This window comes from Photobacterium alginatilyticum, assembly GCF_009910675.1.
In the GTDB taxonomy this organism is placed as follows: Bacteria; Pseudomonadota; Gammaproteobacteria; order Enterobacterales; family Vibrionaceae; genus Photobacterium; species Photobacterium alginatilyticum.
This window is the reverse complement of the sequence record NZ_RSEJ01000019.1, coordinates 1-15680: the sequence shown is the minus strand read 5'-3', so window position 1 is coordinate 15680 and position 15680 is coordinate 1. Positions and strand designations below refer to the sequence as shown.

Below are 15680 nucleotides of genomic sequence, written 5' to 3'. Positions count from 1 at the left end.
CCCTCGGCCAAACACTCGCAAAACTTCTTTTATTGGTTGCCATGTTAAAGCGTCGGGAAACAGATGCACGCGATAAACCAGTGAGTGGTTCTATGGCGGGGTAAGCGGTCGATGAGTTGACTGAGTGGTTTTAGGCAAAAATTAGCGGTTCGATGAGAAATTTTGTGCCTTTGCGAGGCATATCTGTCGTTGGTGTAGAGGGTTCAGTGCAGGTTAAGTATTTTAACCTATTGTAAATCAAGAACTGTTATCGAAGGGGCGTATGATGCTGAAGAAGATAATTGTCGCTGTCACCTTGCTTGTGCTACTGGCGGGATGTTCTACAACGAGTACCAAGCAGGTGTTAATAGCCGATGGCAACTGGTTCAAGCTGGGTTTTAACAAGGGGCGATGGGGAGAAAAGGCGACGGCAGAGCCAACCCTGCAGGCTGAGGTGTCGGATGCCACCATGGCACTGGACTATGATGCCTACCTCCGTGGGTACCAGAAAGGCCTGGAATCATATTGCACGCTTGAGCAGCTAAGGCAAATGGGCCTGGAAATGAAAACGGACTGGGGTGTTTGTGAATTCCGCCGTGACGACGGCGGGCTGTATAAGATGTTCTGGCAGCAGGGCTTCGAGCGTAGTATGGCGTTTGACGGCGTCACTGGTCACTGATCCTTGCCGGTTGACAAGGATCAGCGAGAGGCTGCCTTAGCTGAGACCGAATCGGTCCTTTAGTTCTTTGAGGTAGCGGCGGCTGACCGGGACCTGGTGGCCGAGCTGAGTGGTAATTTCCGCCAGGCCGTTTTCCAGCAGCTTGATCTCGCGGATCGCCTGCGGGTGGATCAGGTACTGGCGGTGGCAGCGGATCAGCGGCGTTTTTTCCTCCAGCACTTTAAGAGTTAGCTGGGTGGTGGCCTTGGTGTCTTTGGCCACGATATGGACCCCGGAGAGATCGCTATAGGCAATTTCAATATCGGCCGGAGCAATAAGCAGGATCCGGTTGTGGCCGGTGCAAGGGATCAGTTCCAGCATTTCGTTGACCAGCGGTGAATAGTCCTGCTCCTGACACTCTTTTTTTAGCCGCTTGATGGTTTTTGCCAGGCGACATGTCTCGACCGGTTTGAGGAGGTAATCAAAGGCATTGTCCTCAAACGCTTTGAGGGCATATTCATCATAGGCGGTGACAAAGACCACCTTGGGCATGGTATCGGGATCAAGCATGCCGAGCATTTCAATGCCGGTAATTTGCGGCATCTGGATATCCAGAAAAATAACATCGGGCTTGAGGGTGTTGATTTTTTTCAGTCCTTCGATAGCGTTATTGCAACTGCCGATGACTTCCACCTCATCGGTGTCATGCAGTAGGTCGATGAGCTCTTCTCTGGCATACAGTTCATCGTCAATAACGAGTGCCTTGATCATGCTGCGGTTTCTCCATTCGTTCCGTTGGCGTGGCTAGGCTGCTGGGTATCAGTGGGGATAGTAATTGTCGCTCGGGTCCATTCCCGGGGGTGGTAGGCCATGGTCAGTCCGTATTGCTTGCCAAACATGTTTTTCAGGCGCTTGTCGACAATCTTCATACCTAATCCACTTTCTTCACCAACCGGGGCGTAGTTACCGGCGTTGTCCTCCACTTCAAGCACAATGCATGCTTTGTCGCAGTATCCGTGAATCATTATTTTACCATCTTCCAATAACGAAGAGGTGCCGTGTTTTATGGCATTTTCAACCAGCGGCTGCAGGGTAAATGTCGGTAGTTTGATGTTCATAAGCTCCGGAGCCACACAGATATCCACCTGGAGCCGGTCAGAGAAACGGGCCAGTTCAATCTCAAGGTAGGCATTAACATGCAGGAGCTCTTCTTCGAGTGTTACCGTCTCTATATTCTGTTTCAGGTTGCGGCGGAAGAACTGGGAAAGGTGCTGGATCAGCTGGCGGGCCTTGTCCGGATCGCGACGAACGACAGAGTTAATGGTATTGAGCGCATTGAACAGAAAGTGAGGATTAACCTGTGCCTGCAACAGTCGCAGTTCGGCCTGGGTCAGCAGGGCTTGCTGCTGGGCATAACGGCCAGTCAGAATTTGGTTTGACAGCAGCTTGGCAATCCCCTCTCCGAGGGTGAGGTTGACGGTCGAGAACAGTTTTCTTTTCGGCTCGTAGAGCTTGATGGTCCCCAGTACCTCGTTGTTGCCGCCGACCAGCGGGATCACCAGTGCCGATCCGAGCTTGCATTTCTGGTGCAGCGAGCAGCAGTAGGGGATATCGTAGCCGTCGGCATAGACCAGTTCGCAGTCATCGATAGCCCGGCGGGTATAGCCGGAAGAGATAGGCGTTCCAGGCAGGTGGTGATCATCCCCGATCCCGATGAAGGCCAGAATTTTATCGCGATCGGTGATGGCGACAGCCCCGACCCCGGTTTCTTCATACACAATCTTGGCGATTTTTTTGGTGCTTTCCTCGTTAAAGCCCTGGCTCATGATCCCGACGGAGCGCTGGGCGATCTTGAGTGCCCGGCTGGAAAAGGCCGCGGAATATTTCTCGTAGATGGTTTTGCGATCCTGAATGATGCTCATAAACAGGCCGGCACCGACGGAGTTGGCGATAACCATAGGCAACGCGATGGCACTGACCAGGTGAAGCGCCTTGTCGAACGGTTCGGCGACCACCAGGATAATGAACATCTGGATGATTTCGGCTACCAGCGTAATGGTAAAAACGGTGAAGGGTTTAAAAATCTGGTCACTCTGCCCGCGGCGGACAAAGTAACTGTGCATTAAGCCACCTATCAAGCCTTCAACGGTGGTAGAGATCGCACAGGCGACATCGGTAAAGCCGCCCATACTGTAGCGATGCATGCCGCCGGTGAGGCCGACGGCGAAACCGACCACCGGTCCACCAAGCAACCCACCCATGACTGCACCGATTGCCCGGGTATTGGCTATAGCATCTTCTATGTGAAGTCCGAAGTAAGTGCCTAAAATACAAAAGAGGGTAAACAGAACGTAGCACGAGAATCGTTGCGACAGCCGTCCTGATACCGTGGTGATTGGCATAAATAACGGCGTTTTGCTGAGCAGGTATGCAATAACCAGATACACGCTGAGCTGCTGAAGAAGAGAAAATATAAGTTCCATTGCCATTAGGGAGTGCGAGTGGGCATTGCAATTATGGTAACTGGGTTTGATGCCAATGGCCAAAAACACTTAACTGTAAATTTTTCTTTACGAGTGGTGTTTTTTCTTTACACGGTGTTGCCAAGGGGCGAAATCCCTTGCTATTGTGACGCCATGTAGCAGGGCAATCCTGTTTTAACCTCATCAGAATAATTTGAATATTTTAAAATTACAGGGAAGCCAATATGCAAAAAGACCAGCTGAATAATGTCCATATTCAAGATGAATCTGTCCTGATCACGCCGAAAGAGCTGCGCAGCAAGCTGTCTGTCAGTGATGCAGGGTTGGATTTCGTGCGTCAGTCCCGTCAGACAATTGCCGACATTATCCACAAGCGTGACCACCGTCTGCTGGTGGTGTGCGGGCCGTGCTCGATCCACGATATCGAAGCGGCAAAAAGCTATGCCGTAAAGCTTAAGCAGCTGTCAGACGAGCTGAGTGATCAGCTGTATATTGTGATGAGGGTGTATTTTGAAAAACCACGTACTACCGTTGGCTGGAAGGGATTGATCAATGACCCGCACCTTGACGGCTCGTTTGAAGTCGAGGAAGGTCTGCATATTGCCCGTCAGCTGTTGATCGACCTGGTGGAGATGGGGATCCCGCTGGCTACCGAGGCCTTGGATCCTATCAGCCCTCAGTACCTGGGAGATTTGTTCAGCTGGGCGGCGATTGGTGCCCGTACCACCGAGTCACAAACTCACCGCGAGATGGCCAGTGGTCTGTCGATGCCGGTTGGATTTAAAAACGGTACTGACGGCAGCCTGGGAACGGCAATCAATGCCATGCAGGCTGCTGCTTCGGGTCACCGTTTTATGGGGATCAACCGCGAGGGACAGGTGGCCTTGCTTAATACTCAGGGTAACCCGGATGGGCATGTGATCCTACGTGGCGGCAAGCAGACCAACTATGATTCTGTTTCAGTGACGGAATGTGAAAACGAGATGGCAGCATCAGGCCTTTCTCCGTCCTTGATGATAGACTGTAGCCACGCTAACTCCAGAAAGGACTACCGTCGCCAGCCGCTGGTGGCCGAAGATGTGATCCACCAGATCCGCGAAGGCAACCAGTCAATCATCGGTCTAATGTTGGAAAGCCATCTGAACGAGGGCAGCCAGAGTGCAGACTTGTCGCGTGATGAGATGGCCTATGGCATTTCAATTACCGATGCCTGTATCAGCTGGGAGACAACGGAAACATTGCTTCGCCATACTCATCAAGAGTTGGAGCCGTTTTTGGCCGAGCGAAACTAACCGGTAACGACGGAGTTGTTTGAGGGAGTGCTCAACCAGCAATTTAGGCAGATTAACCGGTACAGTTAGTTCTGTACCGGTTACTTGTCTCTGGATAGTTGCTGGGGAGCTGTGGCGGAACAAATACAGAATTAATACGGATCGCAAAATCATGGTTGCCGAACTAAGTAAATTACGAGATCAAATCGATGATGTTGATCAGCAGATGGTCGAGCTGCTTGCTCGTCGTCTGGCATTGGTCGAGGAAGTGGGTCATGTCAAAAGTCAGCATGGCCTGCCGATCTATGCGCCGGATCGTGAAGCAGCCATGCTGGCTTCACGCCGTCAGGAGGCGGAGAGCAAAGGGGTCCCACCTGATCTTATTGAAGATATTTTACGCCGTACCATGCGTGAATCTTATGCCAGTGAAAATGACTCTGGCTTTAAGTGCCTGAAGCCGGATTTACGTCCGGTAGTGGTTGTCGGCGGCTATGGCCAGCTGGGTGGCCTGTTTTGTCGGCTGTTTGAATTGTCGGGCTATGAAGTTCGTAAACTGGGCAGCCAGGATTGGGATCGGGCCGATGAGCTGCTGGCTGATGCCGGTATGGTGGTCGTGTCGGTGCCGATTAACCTCACCGAAGCGGTGATCGCCAAGTTAGGAAACCTGCCGGAGGACTGTATTCTGGCTGACCTGACGTCGGTTAAAAGCGGTCCGCTTCAGGCGATGCTGGAAGTCCACAATGGCCCGGTTGTTGGCCTGCACCCGATGTTTGGACCTGACATTGCCAGCCTAGCCAAACAGGTGATTGCCTACTGTGACGGTCGCAACCCCGAGAGTTACCAGTGGCTGTTGGAGCAGTTGCAGATCTGGGGAGCCAGCCTGAACCGGATCAGTGCCATTGAGCACGATCAGGGAATGACGCTCATTCAGGCATTGCGCCACTTTACGTCCTTTGTCTACGGCCTGCACCTGGCCGAAGAGGATCCGAAGCTGGAGCAGTTGCTGTCACTGAGCTCGCCGATTTACCGTCTGGAACTGGCGATGGTCGGGCGCCTGTTTGCCCAGGATGCCCAGTTGTATGCCGATATTATTATGTCCTCACCGCAGAATCTGGCGATGATCAAGCGCTTCCATCAGCGCTTCGGCGAAGCGATAGAAATGCTCGATAGCCAGGACAAGCAAACCTTCAAGCAGGCCTTTGGCCAGGTCGAGCATTGGTTTGGAGACTATGCGCAGCATTTTTTAATCGAGAGCCAGGGATTGCTTAGACAGGCGAACGATTCAACGCATAGAAAGTAACATATGTGCCACGGGCAGAAGCCCGAGCACTTGAACGAAAAAAGCCCACGATCGTGGGCTTTTTGCATGACAGCAACTAGATAGCCTCAGGGGCGTTACTCGTTTATCTCGACTTCTGTCGGGTTAACATTCTCACTCGGATAACATCCAAGCACTTTAATAAAGCGGGTTAGCCGGGTGAGCTCTTCGAGGGCTTCTTGCATCACGTCCGATTTCAGGTTTACCTCGACATCGACATAGAACATCTCTTCCCAAGGATTGCCGATCACCGGACGGGACTCCAGCTTGGTCATATTGATGTTGAGGTTACGCAGAACAAGCAGGCATTCCACAAGTGAGCCGGCCTTCTGGGCCGTCGACATAATGAGCGTGGTCTTGGCCGGGATCAGCGACGTCACTTCCACTGGCTTGCGGGCAACGACGATAAAGCGGGTAAAGTTTTCCTGCTGGTTGGCAATATTGGTCTTGAGCGGCGTCAGGCCGTAAAGCTCTCCGCTGGAGGCATTGCCGATAGCAGCAATATTAGGCTGCTTCAGTTCGGCAACCATTTTCATTGCCTCGGCGGTACTGGAGCAGTACTCCTGGGTAATATTTCCCATCGAGTGCAAGTATTCGCTGCATTGCTGGTGTGGCTGCGGGTGTGAGTACAGGGTATCGATATTATCGAGGCTGGTATCTACCGCAGTCAGCAAGCAGTGCTCAATCGGCTGGGTGATCTCGCCGACAATCGACAGGCTGGTGTGCTGCAGCAGATCGTAGACTTCGTTGATCGAGCCTGAGCTGGTGTTTTCAATTGGCAGGACACCGTAATCGGCATTGCCGGTTTCAACCACGCTCAGGACATCCCGAAACGTCGAGCAGCTGATTTCGACCAGCTTGGTTTGCTTTTTGCTGAAGTAGTTGCGGCTGGCAAGGTTCGAATAGGAGCCTTTGGCACCGAGAAACGAGACTCGGGCGACGGGCTGCAAGCTGTCCGGGTTGGTGAGTTTTTGCAGGTAGGCCTGCTGGAACAAGACGGAATCTTCAATAATCGCATGGAAGATTTGGGTAACATACTGGGCATCGAGCTGTTCGCGTTTGCCCGTTTCAATCAGCCTTAGCAAGAGTTCTTGTTCCCGGGTTTGATCGCGAACAGGCTTGGCTGTCTCAATTTTGCTTTTCGCGACTTCCAGGCTTAGCTGGCGGCGCTCGGCCAGTAGCTTGATAATTTCATTGTCTATACGGCTGACATTTTTTCTGATGTCGTCCAGTGAATACTGTTGCTCTGTCATTGTTAGTCCCTGTCTGTCTGCAACTGCAACCGATACAAAAAAGCCTCCCGGGAAGGAGGCTGTCTGTTCGTCTTTAGCTTATTTCTCGCGTAACGAATAGCCCCCGTTAAGGTGACATAAAAAAGAAGCTAAAGAAAAACAGGTTAAGTAATCGCATTGGTAATAACGGTGTATTTTGTGATGAATATGACTCAACATTATTCAGCCGGTAAGGCCTTGTCAAGCAGAAAGTAAACAGCCCTGCATGGGCAGGGCTGCTTGGGATTGTTTACCCTTTCATACTAGAAGGTAAACAACGCTGTAATCCTCTTAAATAATTATGCTTCAGCTTCTTCTTCTGTTTCTTCAACCCCGGGCTTGCTGCTATGGCTGGCGCGACGTGCTGTTGGCTTATGAGCTTGTTTCTTCAGCTGGCGTTCCAGTTTTTGGTAAACCTCAGTAATGGCACCGTACATATCGTCATGCTCTGCTGAGGCGACTAGTTGACCTCCTGGAATGGCAGCAGATGCTTCAATTTTGAATTGTTTGCCAGGTTCTGTACTGATAGCTGCATTTTTACTGATTAGTGGAACTTGGTACTTTTCTAACTTCTTGAATTTAAACTCAATACGTTCGCGGATAGCAGGGGTGATATCAAGGTTTTTGCCGGTGATGTTTACTGTCATAATTATCTTTCCTCTTTTGCTACCCTTCGTTGGGTTAACTTCAGATTACTAAAATTCCGGCTTAATAATGTGACGGTAGTCACACTTGGGTGCTTGCGATAATGTCTAGAAAAATTCTGTGATCCGGCTTTGCTTGTTGCAAAAAAGTTTGACGAAAGTGCTTGTCGAGGATGAATTAATTAAGGCAGTATGAAGGTATTAGGAACGCTGGTGGCTGGTGCTAACTAGGGATTAAATTCGAACTATAACAATAGCTTGGGTGAAAATTGTCCGCTTTTTTATAGTGTTAATCAATACCCGTTTATGGCTTGAGCCCAACATCACGCAAAATTATTGATAAAAAAACAGCAGCCATTAGGCTGCTGTTTTTCATTTCGGTGATGGTATTTGCTTATTGCGGGTTGAGGGCAATAAGTTGCTTGGTGTGTTCAAGCGGTTCCTGCAGGCCGAGCTGTTCATAGGCAACGACCATTAGCTCCAGAGACTGGCGGGCTGCGCGGGTGTCCGGGTACTGGCGCTGGATAAGTTGGGCACGATTGATTGCGGCAACCCAGGCTTCGCGGCGAATATAGAAGTCGGCAGTTGCCAGCTCATAATCGGCCAGTCGATTCTTCAGGTAGGTCATTCGTGCTTTGGCATCAGCGGCATAATGGCTATTTGGATAGCGCTCGATCAGGCGCTTGAAGTCACGGAAAGCCTTGCGTGACGGCTCGGGATCCCGGTCGTGACGATCGATGCTAAACAGGTCGTGCATAAAGCTGCGGTCCTGCGCCATATTGGTCAGGCCACGCATATACAGAACCCAATCTGCTTTTTCATGGGCTGGGTTCAGACGGTTAAAGCGGTCAATCGTTGCTTCGCCAAGCGCTAAATCATCGTTCTTGTAGTAGGCATAAATCAGATCAAGCTGCACTTGTTCTGAGTAGGCGCCAAACGGATAGCGAGAATCTAATGCTTCCAGTTGTTCGATTGCGGTTATCCAGCTTCCACTTTGTAGTGCCTGCTGAGCAGTTGCATACAGCTCTGATGGCGGTACATCTGGCACTACTTCTTCAGTGCTTGAACAGCCTGAAAGAATGGCAACGGCAAGAAAAGTCGTAATTGTCAGGCGTTTCATTGCGGTGTCTGTTTCCTTGATAAAAATTTTATTTCTGTGGATCCATTACGGACGGAGCCGTTAACAGATACAATGACACTATTAGGTTATTTTACGCAGCGTTTGACGTTTAGTCCCACGCTTTTTGAAAAAGTTCGCTATGGCACAGCAAATTGAGTTAACAAATACAGTAAATGAGAGCCAGCTAGGTCTTCGACTTGATCAGGTTCTCGCTGAATTATATCCGGATTATTCGCGTTCGCGGATCAAAGAATGGATTTTGAATGACATGGTTTCCGTTGACGGCAAAGTCGTTAATAAACCACGTACAAAAATGATGGGCGGAGAAGCACTTTTCGTTCAGGCAGAAGTCGAGGACGAAGTGCGCTGGGAGGCCCAGGACATTCCGCTCGATATTGTTTATGAAGATGAACATATCCTGGTGATCAACAAGCCACGTGATTTTGTTGTCCACCCGGGAGCCGGTACACCAGATGGTACGGTATTGAATGCCTTGCTGCATCATTGCCCTGAGTTGGCAGAAGTACCTCGTGCGGGGATTGTTCACCGTCTGGATAAAGATACGACAGGCCTGATGGTTGTCGCTAAAACCATTCAAGCCCAGACCCGTCTGGTTCGCGCGTTGCAGAAGCGTAAAATTACCCGTGAATATGAAGCGATTGCGATGGGTAAGATGACCGGAGGCGGTACAGTAGAAAAGCCGATTGGCCGTCATTCGACCAAGCGTACCTGCATGGCTGTCCATGAACTGGGCAAGCCGGCGATTACGCATTATCGGGTTGCTGAACACTTCCGTGAGCATACGCGTATTGTTCTTCGTCTTGAAACGGGGCGAACTCACCAGATCCGTGTTCATATGTCTTACCTGACGCATCCGCTGGTGGGTGATGCAACTTACGGTGGTCGTCCGCGTCCGCCTCGTCATGCATCTGACGAGCTGATCCAGGCGCTTCGTGCGTTTGATCGTCAGGCTCTGCATGCGCGTATGCTGCGTCTTGACCACCCAATCACGGGTGAATTGATGGAATGGCATGCGCCGCTTCCTATCGATATGGTTGCAATGATCAATATTCTGCGCCAAGACAAAGAAGAGCATCACGAGGACGATTACTAAGGTGTTTATTGTTCCTGACTGGCCGGCTCCGGCCAATATTAAAGCCGTTTCGACCACCCGTGAGGGAGGGATAAGTCTACAGCCTTATCAGGGGCTGAACTTAGGCTTGCATGTCGGGGACAACATAGAACACGTTCAGTGTAATCGCACTCAATTACAGCAAGAACTCGGGCTGGCAGAATCGCCGGCTTGGCTAAACCAAACCCATAGCACGACGGTTATCGGGGTGAATGCGCCATTGGCGGCAACACCGGATGCCGACGGAAGCTATACCCGTGTTGCAGATATAGCTTGTGCAGTGATGACGGCCGACTGTTTGCCTATTTTACTGTGTGATAGTGCCGGTACTCAGGTTGCTGCAGTACATGCCGGCTGGCGTGGTGCCGCTGATGGGATCATCGAGGCTGCTCTGGATACCTTCCATGCACCGGCTGATCAGATCCTAGCCTGGCTCGGGCCGGCAATTGGGCCGAATGCCTTTGAAGTGGGGAATGAAGTTCGGGAGCAATTTGTTGCCGACTTGCCCCAGGCCGAGCAGGCCTTTAAACCTTACGGTGATAAATGGCTGGCTGATTTGTATGTGCTGGCCCGCCAACGGTTGTATCGAGCCGGGGTTAGCAAGATCTATGGCGGTGATTTCTGCACATTCAGCAGTCCGGAGCGTTTTTACTCATACCGACGAGACGGAGTAACAGGCAGGCAGGCCTCGCTGATTTGGATTACAAGCCAATAGCCTGATTTTGAATCGTTATACCCTGAGTTTTGGCAAAATAATGAAGCCCTCGTAGTGATACGGGGGCTTTTGGTATCTATGGGAAAGTTGGCCCACACACTCTGTTATCTGTAAAGAATTACGCTCGTGAATTTCTGCGTAACATAGAAAGAATGAAAGGATTCATTGGTTGAAAAGTGTTTTGTGTACCACCATATCTATCGAGAGAAAGGATGATATATGGAGGACTTATGCGTCTTGACCGATTTACCAGCAAGTTTCAAATGGCGATATCTGATGCACAGTCGCTGGCTTTAGGGCGAGACCATCAGTATATCGAGCCGACCCACCTGATGGTGGCGTTGCTTAATCAGGATGGCAGTACGATTCGCCCGTTGCTGACAATGCTGAATGTCGATATTTCCCAATTACGCTCTGGCTTGTCCGAGTTACTGGATCACTTGCCTAAAGTCAGTGGTATCGGTGGTGATGTGCAGCTGTCTCATGGGATGGGGATGCTCCTGAACATGTGCGACAAGCTGGCCCAAAAGCGTAAAGACAAATACATTTCTTCTGAATTATTCATTTTGGCTGCCGTTGACGACAAAGGTCCGTTGGGGCAGTTGTTGAAACAGAAAGGACTGACAGACGAGAAGATCGAAAAGGCCATCGAGCAAGTCCGTGGTGGTCAGAAGGTTGATGATCCCAATGCCGAAGAAAACCGTCAGGCATTGGAAAAGTTCACCATTGATCTGACTGAACGGGCAGAGCAGGGCAAGCTTGATCCTGTGATTGGTCGTGATGATGAAATTCGGCGCACAATCCAGGTGCTTCAGCGTCGTACCAAAAATAACCCGGTGATTATTGGTGAGCCAGGTGTCGGTAAAACCGCTATTGTTGAAGGGCTTGCGCAGCGAATTATTAATGGGGAGGTACCGGAAGGACTTCGCCATAAACGCGTCCTGTCTCTGGACATGGGGGCGCTCATCGCCGGGGCAAAATATCGCGGTGAATTCGAAGAGCGACTAAAATCGGTCCTCAACGAGCTTTCTCAGGAAGAAGGCAACATCATATTATTTATCGATGAACTGCACACTATGGTCGGTGCCGGAAAAGGCGAAGGCTCGATGGATGCCGGTAATATGCTCAAGCCGGCCCTGGCGCGAGGTGAGCTGCACTGTGTGGGCGCCACGACGCTGGATGAGTATCGTCAGTACATCGAAAAAGATGCAGCATTGGAACGACGATTCCAGAAGGTGCTGGTGGATGAACCGACAGTCGAAGATACCGTTGCGATTTTACGTGGTCTGAAAGAGCGTTATGAGCTTCACCACCATGTTGAAATTACCGATCCTGCTATTGTTGCTGCGGCTGGTTTGTCACACCGCTATATCTCAGACAGACAATTACCGGATAAGGCAATTGATTTGATCGATGAGGCCGCCTCCAGTATCCGTATGCAGATTGATTCCAAGCCAGAGTCATTGGACCGCCTCGATCGCCGGATTATCCAGCTTAAGATCGAGCAGCAGGCGCTGGAAAAAGAAAGTGATGAGGCAAGCCAGAAACGATTAAAGGATTTATCCGAAGAGCTGGATACCAAAGAGCGAGAATATGCTGAACTGGAAGAGGTGTGGAATGCCGAGAAGGCCGCTCTTTCTGGTACTCAGTATATTAAGACGGAGCTGGAGCAAGCGCGTACCGATATGGAAATAGCGCGTCGTGCCGGTGATCTCAACCGGATGTCAGAGCTCCAGTACGGCAAAATCCCTGAGCTGGAGAAACAGCTGGATCTGGCTGCTCAGGCTGAGATGCAGGAGATGAGCTTGTTGAAAAACAAGGTTACCGATGCAGAAATTGCCGAAGTACTATCACGCCAGACTGGTATTCCTGTTGCCAAGATGCTGGAAGGAGAGCGAGACAAGCTACTGCGAATGGAGCAGGCACTGCACAAACGTGTGATTGGTCAGGATGAGGCTGTCGAGGCGGTAGCCAATGCGATTCGTCGTAGTCGTGCCGGACTTTCTGATCCAAACCGACCGATAGGCTCCTTCTTATTCCTTGGCCCGACCGGGGTTGGTAAAACAGAGCTTTGTAAATCCTTGGCGCACTTTATGTTTGACAGTGAAGATTCCATGGTGCGGATCGACATGTCCGAATTTATGGAAAAGCATTCCGTTGCCCGCTTGGTTGGTGCTCCTCCAGGTTATGTCGGCTATGAAGAAGGCGGCTACCTGACAGAAGCTATTCGCCGTCGGCCATATTCTGTGATTTTGCTTGATGAGGTCGAGAAGGCCCATCCTGATGTGTTCAATATTCTGTTGCAGGTACTTGATGACGGGCGCCTGACCGATGGGCAGGGGCGAACTGTCGACTTTCGAAATAGCGTCATTATCATGACGTCCAACCTTGGCTCTGATCGCATTCAGGAGCACTTTGGTGAGCTTGATTATGAGGGGATCAAAAATACCGTAATGGAAGTGGTCGGCCATCATTTCCGCCCCGAGTTCATTAACCGGGTTGACGAAACGGTGGTATTCCATCCGCTTGGTGAAGAGCACATCAAGAATATCGCCAATATTCAGGTCACACGTTTGATTAAGCGGCTGGAAGAGAAAGACTACCAGCTTGCGTTGCATGAGAGTGCGTTGGAATTGATTGCTAAGGCGGGCTTTGATCCTGTCTTTGGAGCAAGACCGTTAAAACGTGCTATCCAGCATTATATCGAGAATCCGTTAGCTCAAGATATTCTCTCGGGTAAGTTCGTAACGGGGAAAGTGATTAATCTGGTTGCTGAAAACGATCGGATCACAGCCAAGCAATAACTGCTGATGGTTCGATGGATATCGAACGTTACTGAGATCTAAAGCCCTCGCTTTAAGTTAAAGCGGGGGCTTTTTATTGCTAGCTATGCCGCATGGTTCGTTAATTTCTGGCGATCTTGTATGTGCTATGCAGTTTTCATGAAATTTCTTATATAAACCTTTAAGGCGAAGGGAATCATCTCGCAACAATAACTAGTCGTTCTTTTGAAAAGCACTAAACCCGTAGAAACTTTGCCCACTCTTATTGTCGTAGACAAAGTTAAAAGTTCTGAAAGGATAGTCATTTGTATGGTTGGTAAGTGGTTATGTTGCTTTATCGCTGTTATAGGGATGCTGCCAGTAACAGGCTGGGCTGCGAAATGTGATTTAGCCTCGGGGGCGCAAGTCACGTTAATTTATTTGGAGGACTATGCAAAAGGTTCGAGTGCTGGACAAATCGTTAAACAAAAAGTCGATTACCTGAAGGGGATAATGGCCAGTAGTGCCTTTGAAGAAAGATCGGCAGTCAATGTCAGCCTTTCTTATTATGCTGATTCTGATAGTGAGGAACAGTTAGTGATCACTCTGAGTAGTGAGTACTTAGGTTCTTATGACGCCATGACTGAATTGATGAACAGTAAAGGGCATGTTTCTATAGATATTTCACAGTGCCAACCGTAATTCTGCATGTTGAATGAGAAGTAGGTGAAATGGAGCTTGGTGCGATAGTGTTGACGCTCCTTTACCTAGCTTTACTGAAGATTCATATTCGATTCATTTTGACTGCGTTAGTCTGCTTTTGATTTCTGGGGATTTCTGTTTTGTCACAATGTTGTCATTGTTGCTCTGTTGGTTGAGAGCATTGTGGAGTTTGCGAATAGTAAGGAGAATCTATGAAAAGCCTTATGGATCAATTGTTGAATCAGGCCAGTAAATATGTCGATAGTTCTTCCAAGCCGTCGTCTGGTAAAACTGACTTGCTAAAAGGGGCTGCTGCTGGTGGGCTAATGGGCGCGGTGCTAGGCAATAAAAAAAGCCGTAAGCTGGCGACGAAATATGGGAAGAAAGCTGCCATGCTAGGAGGGACCGCTGTCGTTGGTACGCTGGCTTACCAGGCGTATAAAAAATGGCAGCAGGGAGAGAACGTTGAATGGAAGCCGGCCTCAAACAACGAGGAAGGCCGGCCATCTGAGTCGCTGTCTTATAACCATACGTCGATTGTTGACCCACAAATACTGATTAAAGCCATGGTTTTTGCGGCGAAAGCAGATGGACATATTGATAGCAATGAAAAACAAGCCATAGCGCAATGGTTGCAACAGCAGAATATCGCTCAAGATGTGGAAGGGCTGATAAACCGTTGGATAAATGAACCACTTGACCCACAAGTGATTGCTTCTGAGGTATCAAATCTCGAGCAGGCATCGGAAGTGTACTTAGTCTCACTACTGGCAATCGATGTCGACCATTTTTTAGAGAAGGCATATCTAGATCAATTGGCGAGTGCGCTTTCTTTGCCGCAAGAACTGGCTCTACGTATCCAAGAGCAGGCTAACTTATAAATCACTGCGTCAATATTGGTGATTTATTGTGTCAAATTAAGCTTGTTGTTCACAATTTGTCCGGTTGGGTTGTTTTTGGTGATTTATTTCAAAAATAGCCTTGCCAACGGAATCCAAGTCTCTATAATGCCGCCTCACCGACACGGAGCACGGCAACTTAAGCCAGCAACGTATCGGATTGTTCTTTAACAATTTGACCATGCAATCTGTGTGGGCACTCGTGAAATGAATAGTCGAAAAGATTATATCAATGAACTGAGTGACCAATACAAATACTAAGTTTACTTATTATTTGGCACAGTCAATTCGTTCTAACTTAGTTAGAACAATCAGTATTCATTGAGCCGTTACTTCGGTAACAACAAAACTTTAATTGAAGAGTTTGATCATGGCTCAGATTGAACGCTGGCGGCAGGCCTAACACATGCAAGTCGAGCGGCAGCGACAACATTGAGATTTGTTGGGCGGCGAGCGGCGGACGGGTGAGTAATGCCTGGGAATATGCCTTAGTGTGGGGGATAACTATTGGAAACGATAGCTAATACCGCATAATGCCTACGGGCCAAAGAGGGGGACCTTCGGGCCTCTCGCGCTAAGATTAGCCCAGGTGGGATTAGCTAGTTGGTGGGGTAASGGCTCACCAAGGCGACGATCCCTAGCTGGTCTGAGAGGATGATCAGCCACACTGGAACTGAGACACGGTCCAGACTCCTACGGGAGGCAGCAGTGGGGAATATTGCACAA

The 15680-nt window shown here is 49.7% G+C and carries 13 protein-coding genes, 1 rRNA gene and 1 other annotated feature; of the genes, 9 read left to right on the top strand and 5 right to left on the bottom strand.

Annotated features, from left to right (window positions below; translation table 11 throughout):
• Positions 1 to 265: 265 nt before the first annotated feature.
• Positions 266 to 658, top strand: a complete 393-nt coding sequence (locus EIZ48_RS17425; RefSeq protein WP_160654106.1) for a DUF2799 domain-containing protein — start codon at positions 266 to 268, stop codon at positions 656 to 658.
• 36 nt (positions 659 to 694) lie between these two features.
• On the opposite strand, the gene btsR is transcribed toward EIZ48_RS17425, so the two are convergent.
• Complete coding sequence (gene btsR / locus EIZ48_RS17420) at positions 695 to 1408, bottom strand: two-component system response regulator BtsR (protein ID WP_160654104.1); 714 nt, start codon at positions 1406 to 1408, stop codon at positions 695 to 697.
• On the bottom strand, positions 1405 to 3120 hold the full coding sequence (locus EIZ48_RS17415; RefSeq protein ID WP_160654310.1) for a sensor histidine kinase: 1716 nt from the start codon (positions 3118 to 3120) through the stop codon (positions 1405 to 1407). The genes btsR and EIZ48_RS17415 overlap by 4 nt, the downstream gene beginning before the upstream one ends.
• Before the next feature lie 224 nt (positions 3121 to 3344).
• On the opposite strand from EIZ48_RS17415, the gene EIZ48_RS17410 reads away from it, so the two are divergent.
• Complete coding sequence (locus EIZ48_RS17410; RefSeq protein ID WP_075763062.1) at positions 3345 to 4412, top strand: 3-deoxy-7-phosphoheptulonate synthase; 1068 nt, start codon at positions 3345 to 3347, stop codon at positions 4410 to 4412.
• Between the two features lie 151 nt (positions 4413 to 4563).
• A complete protein-coding gene (gene tyrA / locus EIZ48_RS17405) occupies positions 4564 to 5691 on the top strand; it encodes a bifunctional chorismate mutase/prephenate dehydrogenase (RefSeq protein WP_160654102.1) in 1128 nt (375 codons plus the stop codon).
• Positions 5692 to 5786: 95 nt separating this feature from the next.
• Here the strand turns inward: tyrA and pheA are convergent, their stop codons facing one another.
• The 3 genes from pheA to bamD all read right to left on the bottom strand — a co-directional run bounded on the left by pheA (position 5787) and on the right by bamD (position 8744).
• Positions 5787 to 6962, bottom strand: coding sequence for a prephenate dehydratase (gene pheA, locus EIZ48_RS17400; RefSeq protein WP_160654100.1), 1176 nt, complete (start codon positions 6960 to 6962; stop codon positions 5787 to 5789).
• Positions 6963 to 6995: 33 nt separating this feature from the next.
• Positions 6996 to 7117, bottom strand: a sequence feature (Phe leader region).
• Positions 7118 to 7279: 162 nt separating this feature from the next.
• Positions 7280 to 7627, bottom strand: a complete 348-nt coding sequence (gene hpf, locus EIZ48_RS17395; protein WP_075763059.1) for a ribosome hibernation-promoting factor, HPF/YfiA family — start codon at positions 7625 to 7627, stop codon at positions 7280 to 7282.
• Between the two features lie 391 nt (positions 7628 to 8018).
• A complete protein-coding gene (gene bamD, locus EIZ48_RS17390) occupies positions 8019 to 8744 on the bottom strand; it encodes an outer membrane protein assembly factor BamD (protein WP_160654097.1) in 726 nt (241 codons plus the stop codon).
• Positions 8745 to 8883: 139 nt separating this feature from the next.
• Here bamD and rluD point away from each other — a divergent pair, with 139 nt between their 5' ends.
• From rluD to EIZ48_RS17360, 6 genes are all read left to right on the top strand, one after another.
• Complete coding sequence (gene rluD / locus EIZ48_RS17385) at positions 8884 to 9858, top strand: 23S rRNA pseudouridine(1911/1915/1917) synthase RluD (protein ID WP_160654095.1); 975 nt, start codon at positions 8884 to 8886, stop codon at positions 9856 to 9858.
• A 1-nt stretch (position 9859) separates the two neighbouring features.
• Positions 9860 to 10591 (top strand): peptidoglycan editing factor PgeF, encoded by a 732-nt coding sequence (gene pgeF / locus EIZ48_RS17380; protein ID WP_160654093.1) that lies wholly within the window; start codon positions 9860 to 9862, stop codon positions 10589 to 10591.
• A gap of 230 nt (positions 10592 to 10821) precedes the next feature.
• Positions 10822 to 13395, top strand: coding sequence for an ATP-dependent chaperone ClpB (gene clpB / locus EIZ48_RS17375; protein WP_160654089.1), 2574 nt, complete (start codon positions 10822 to 10824; stop codon positions 13393 to 13395).
• A gap of 288 nt (positions 13396 to 13683) precedes the next feature.
• Positions 13684 to 14055, top strand: a complete 372-nt coding sequence (locus EIZ48_RS17370; RefSeq protein WP_160654086.1) for a hypothetical protein — start codon at positions 13684 to 13686, stop codon at positions 14053 to 14055.
• Between the two features lie 212 nt (positions 14056 to 14267).
• The gene (locus tag EIZ48_RS17365) at positions 14268 to 14936 is read left to right on the top strand and encodes a tellurite resistance TerB family protein (protein ID WP_160654081.1); all 669 of its coding nucleotides are present in this window, start codon (positions 14268 to 14270) and stop codon (positions 14934 to 14936) included.
• Between the two features lie 370 nt (positions 14937 to 15306).
• A 16S ribosomal RNA gene (locus EIZ48_RS17360) occupies positions 15307 to 15680 on the top strand; the annotation flags it as partial.

Excerpts from the sequence above, each read along its gene's own strand:
- EIZ48_RS17425 (WP_160654106.1), top strand. The coding sequence starts at position 266 with ATGCTGAAGAAGATAATTGTCGCTGTCACCTTGCTTGTGCTACTGGCG.
- btsR (WP_160654104.1), bottom strand. The coding sequence starts at position 1,408 with ATGATCAAGGCACTCGTTATTGACGATGAACTGTATGCCAGAGAAGAG.
- EIZ48_RS17415 (WP_160654310.1), bottom strand. The coding sequence starts at position 3,120 with ATGGAACTTATATTTTCTCTTCTTCAGCAGCTCAGCGTGTATCTGGTT.
- EIZ48_RS17410 (WP_075763062.1), top strand. The coding sequence starts at position 3,345 with ATGCAAAAAGACCAGCTGAATAATGTCCATATTCAAGATGAATCTGTC.
- tyrA (WP_160654102.1), top strand. The coding sequence starts at position 4,564 with ATGGTTGCCGAACTAAGTAAATTACGAGATCAAATCGATGATGTTGAT.
- pheA (WP_160654100.1), bottom strand. The coding sequence starts at position 6,962 with ATGACAGAGCAACAGTATTCACTGGACGACATCAGAAAAAATGTCAGC.
- hpf (WP_075763059.1), bottom strand. The coding sequence starts at position 7,627 with ATGACAGTAAACATCACCGGCAAAAACCTTGATATCACCCCTGCTATC.
- bamD (WP_160654097.1), bottom strand. The coding sequence starts at position 8,744 with ATGAAACGCCTGACAATTACGACTTTTCTTGCCGTTGCCATTCTTTCA.
- rluD (WP_160654095.1), top strand. The coding sequence starts at position 8,884 with ATGGCACAGCAAATTGAGTTAACAAATACAGTAAATGAGAGCCAGCTA.
- clpB (WP_160654089.1), top strand. The coding sequence starts at position 10,822 with ATGCGTCTTGACCGATTTACCAGCAAGTTTCAAATGGCGATATCTGAT.
- EIZ48_RS17370 (WP_160654086.1), top strand. The coding sequence starts at position 13,684 with ATGGTTGGTAAGTGGTTATGTTGCTTTATCGCTGTTATAGGGATGCTG.
- EIZ48_RS17365 (WP_160654081.1), top strand. The coding sequence starts at position 14,268 with ATGAAAAGCCTTATGGATCAATTGTTGAATCAGGCCAGTAAATATGTC.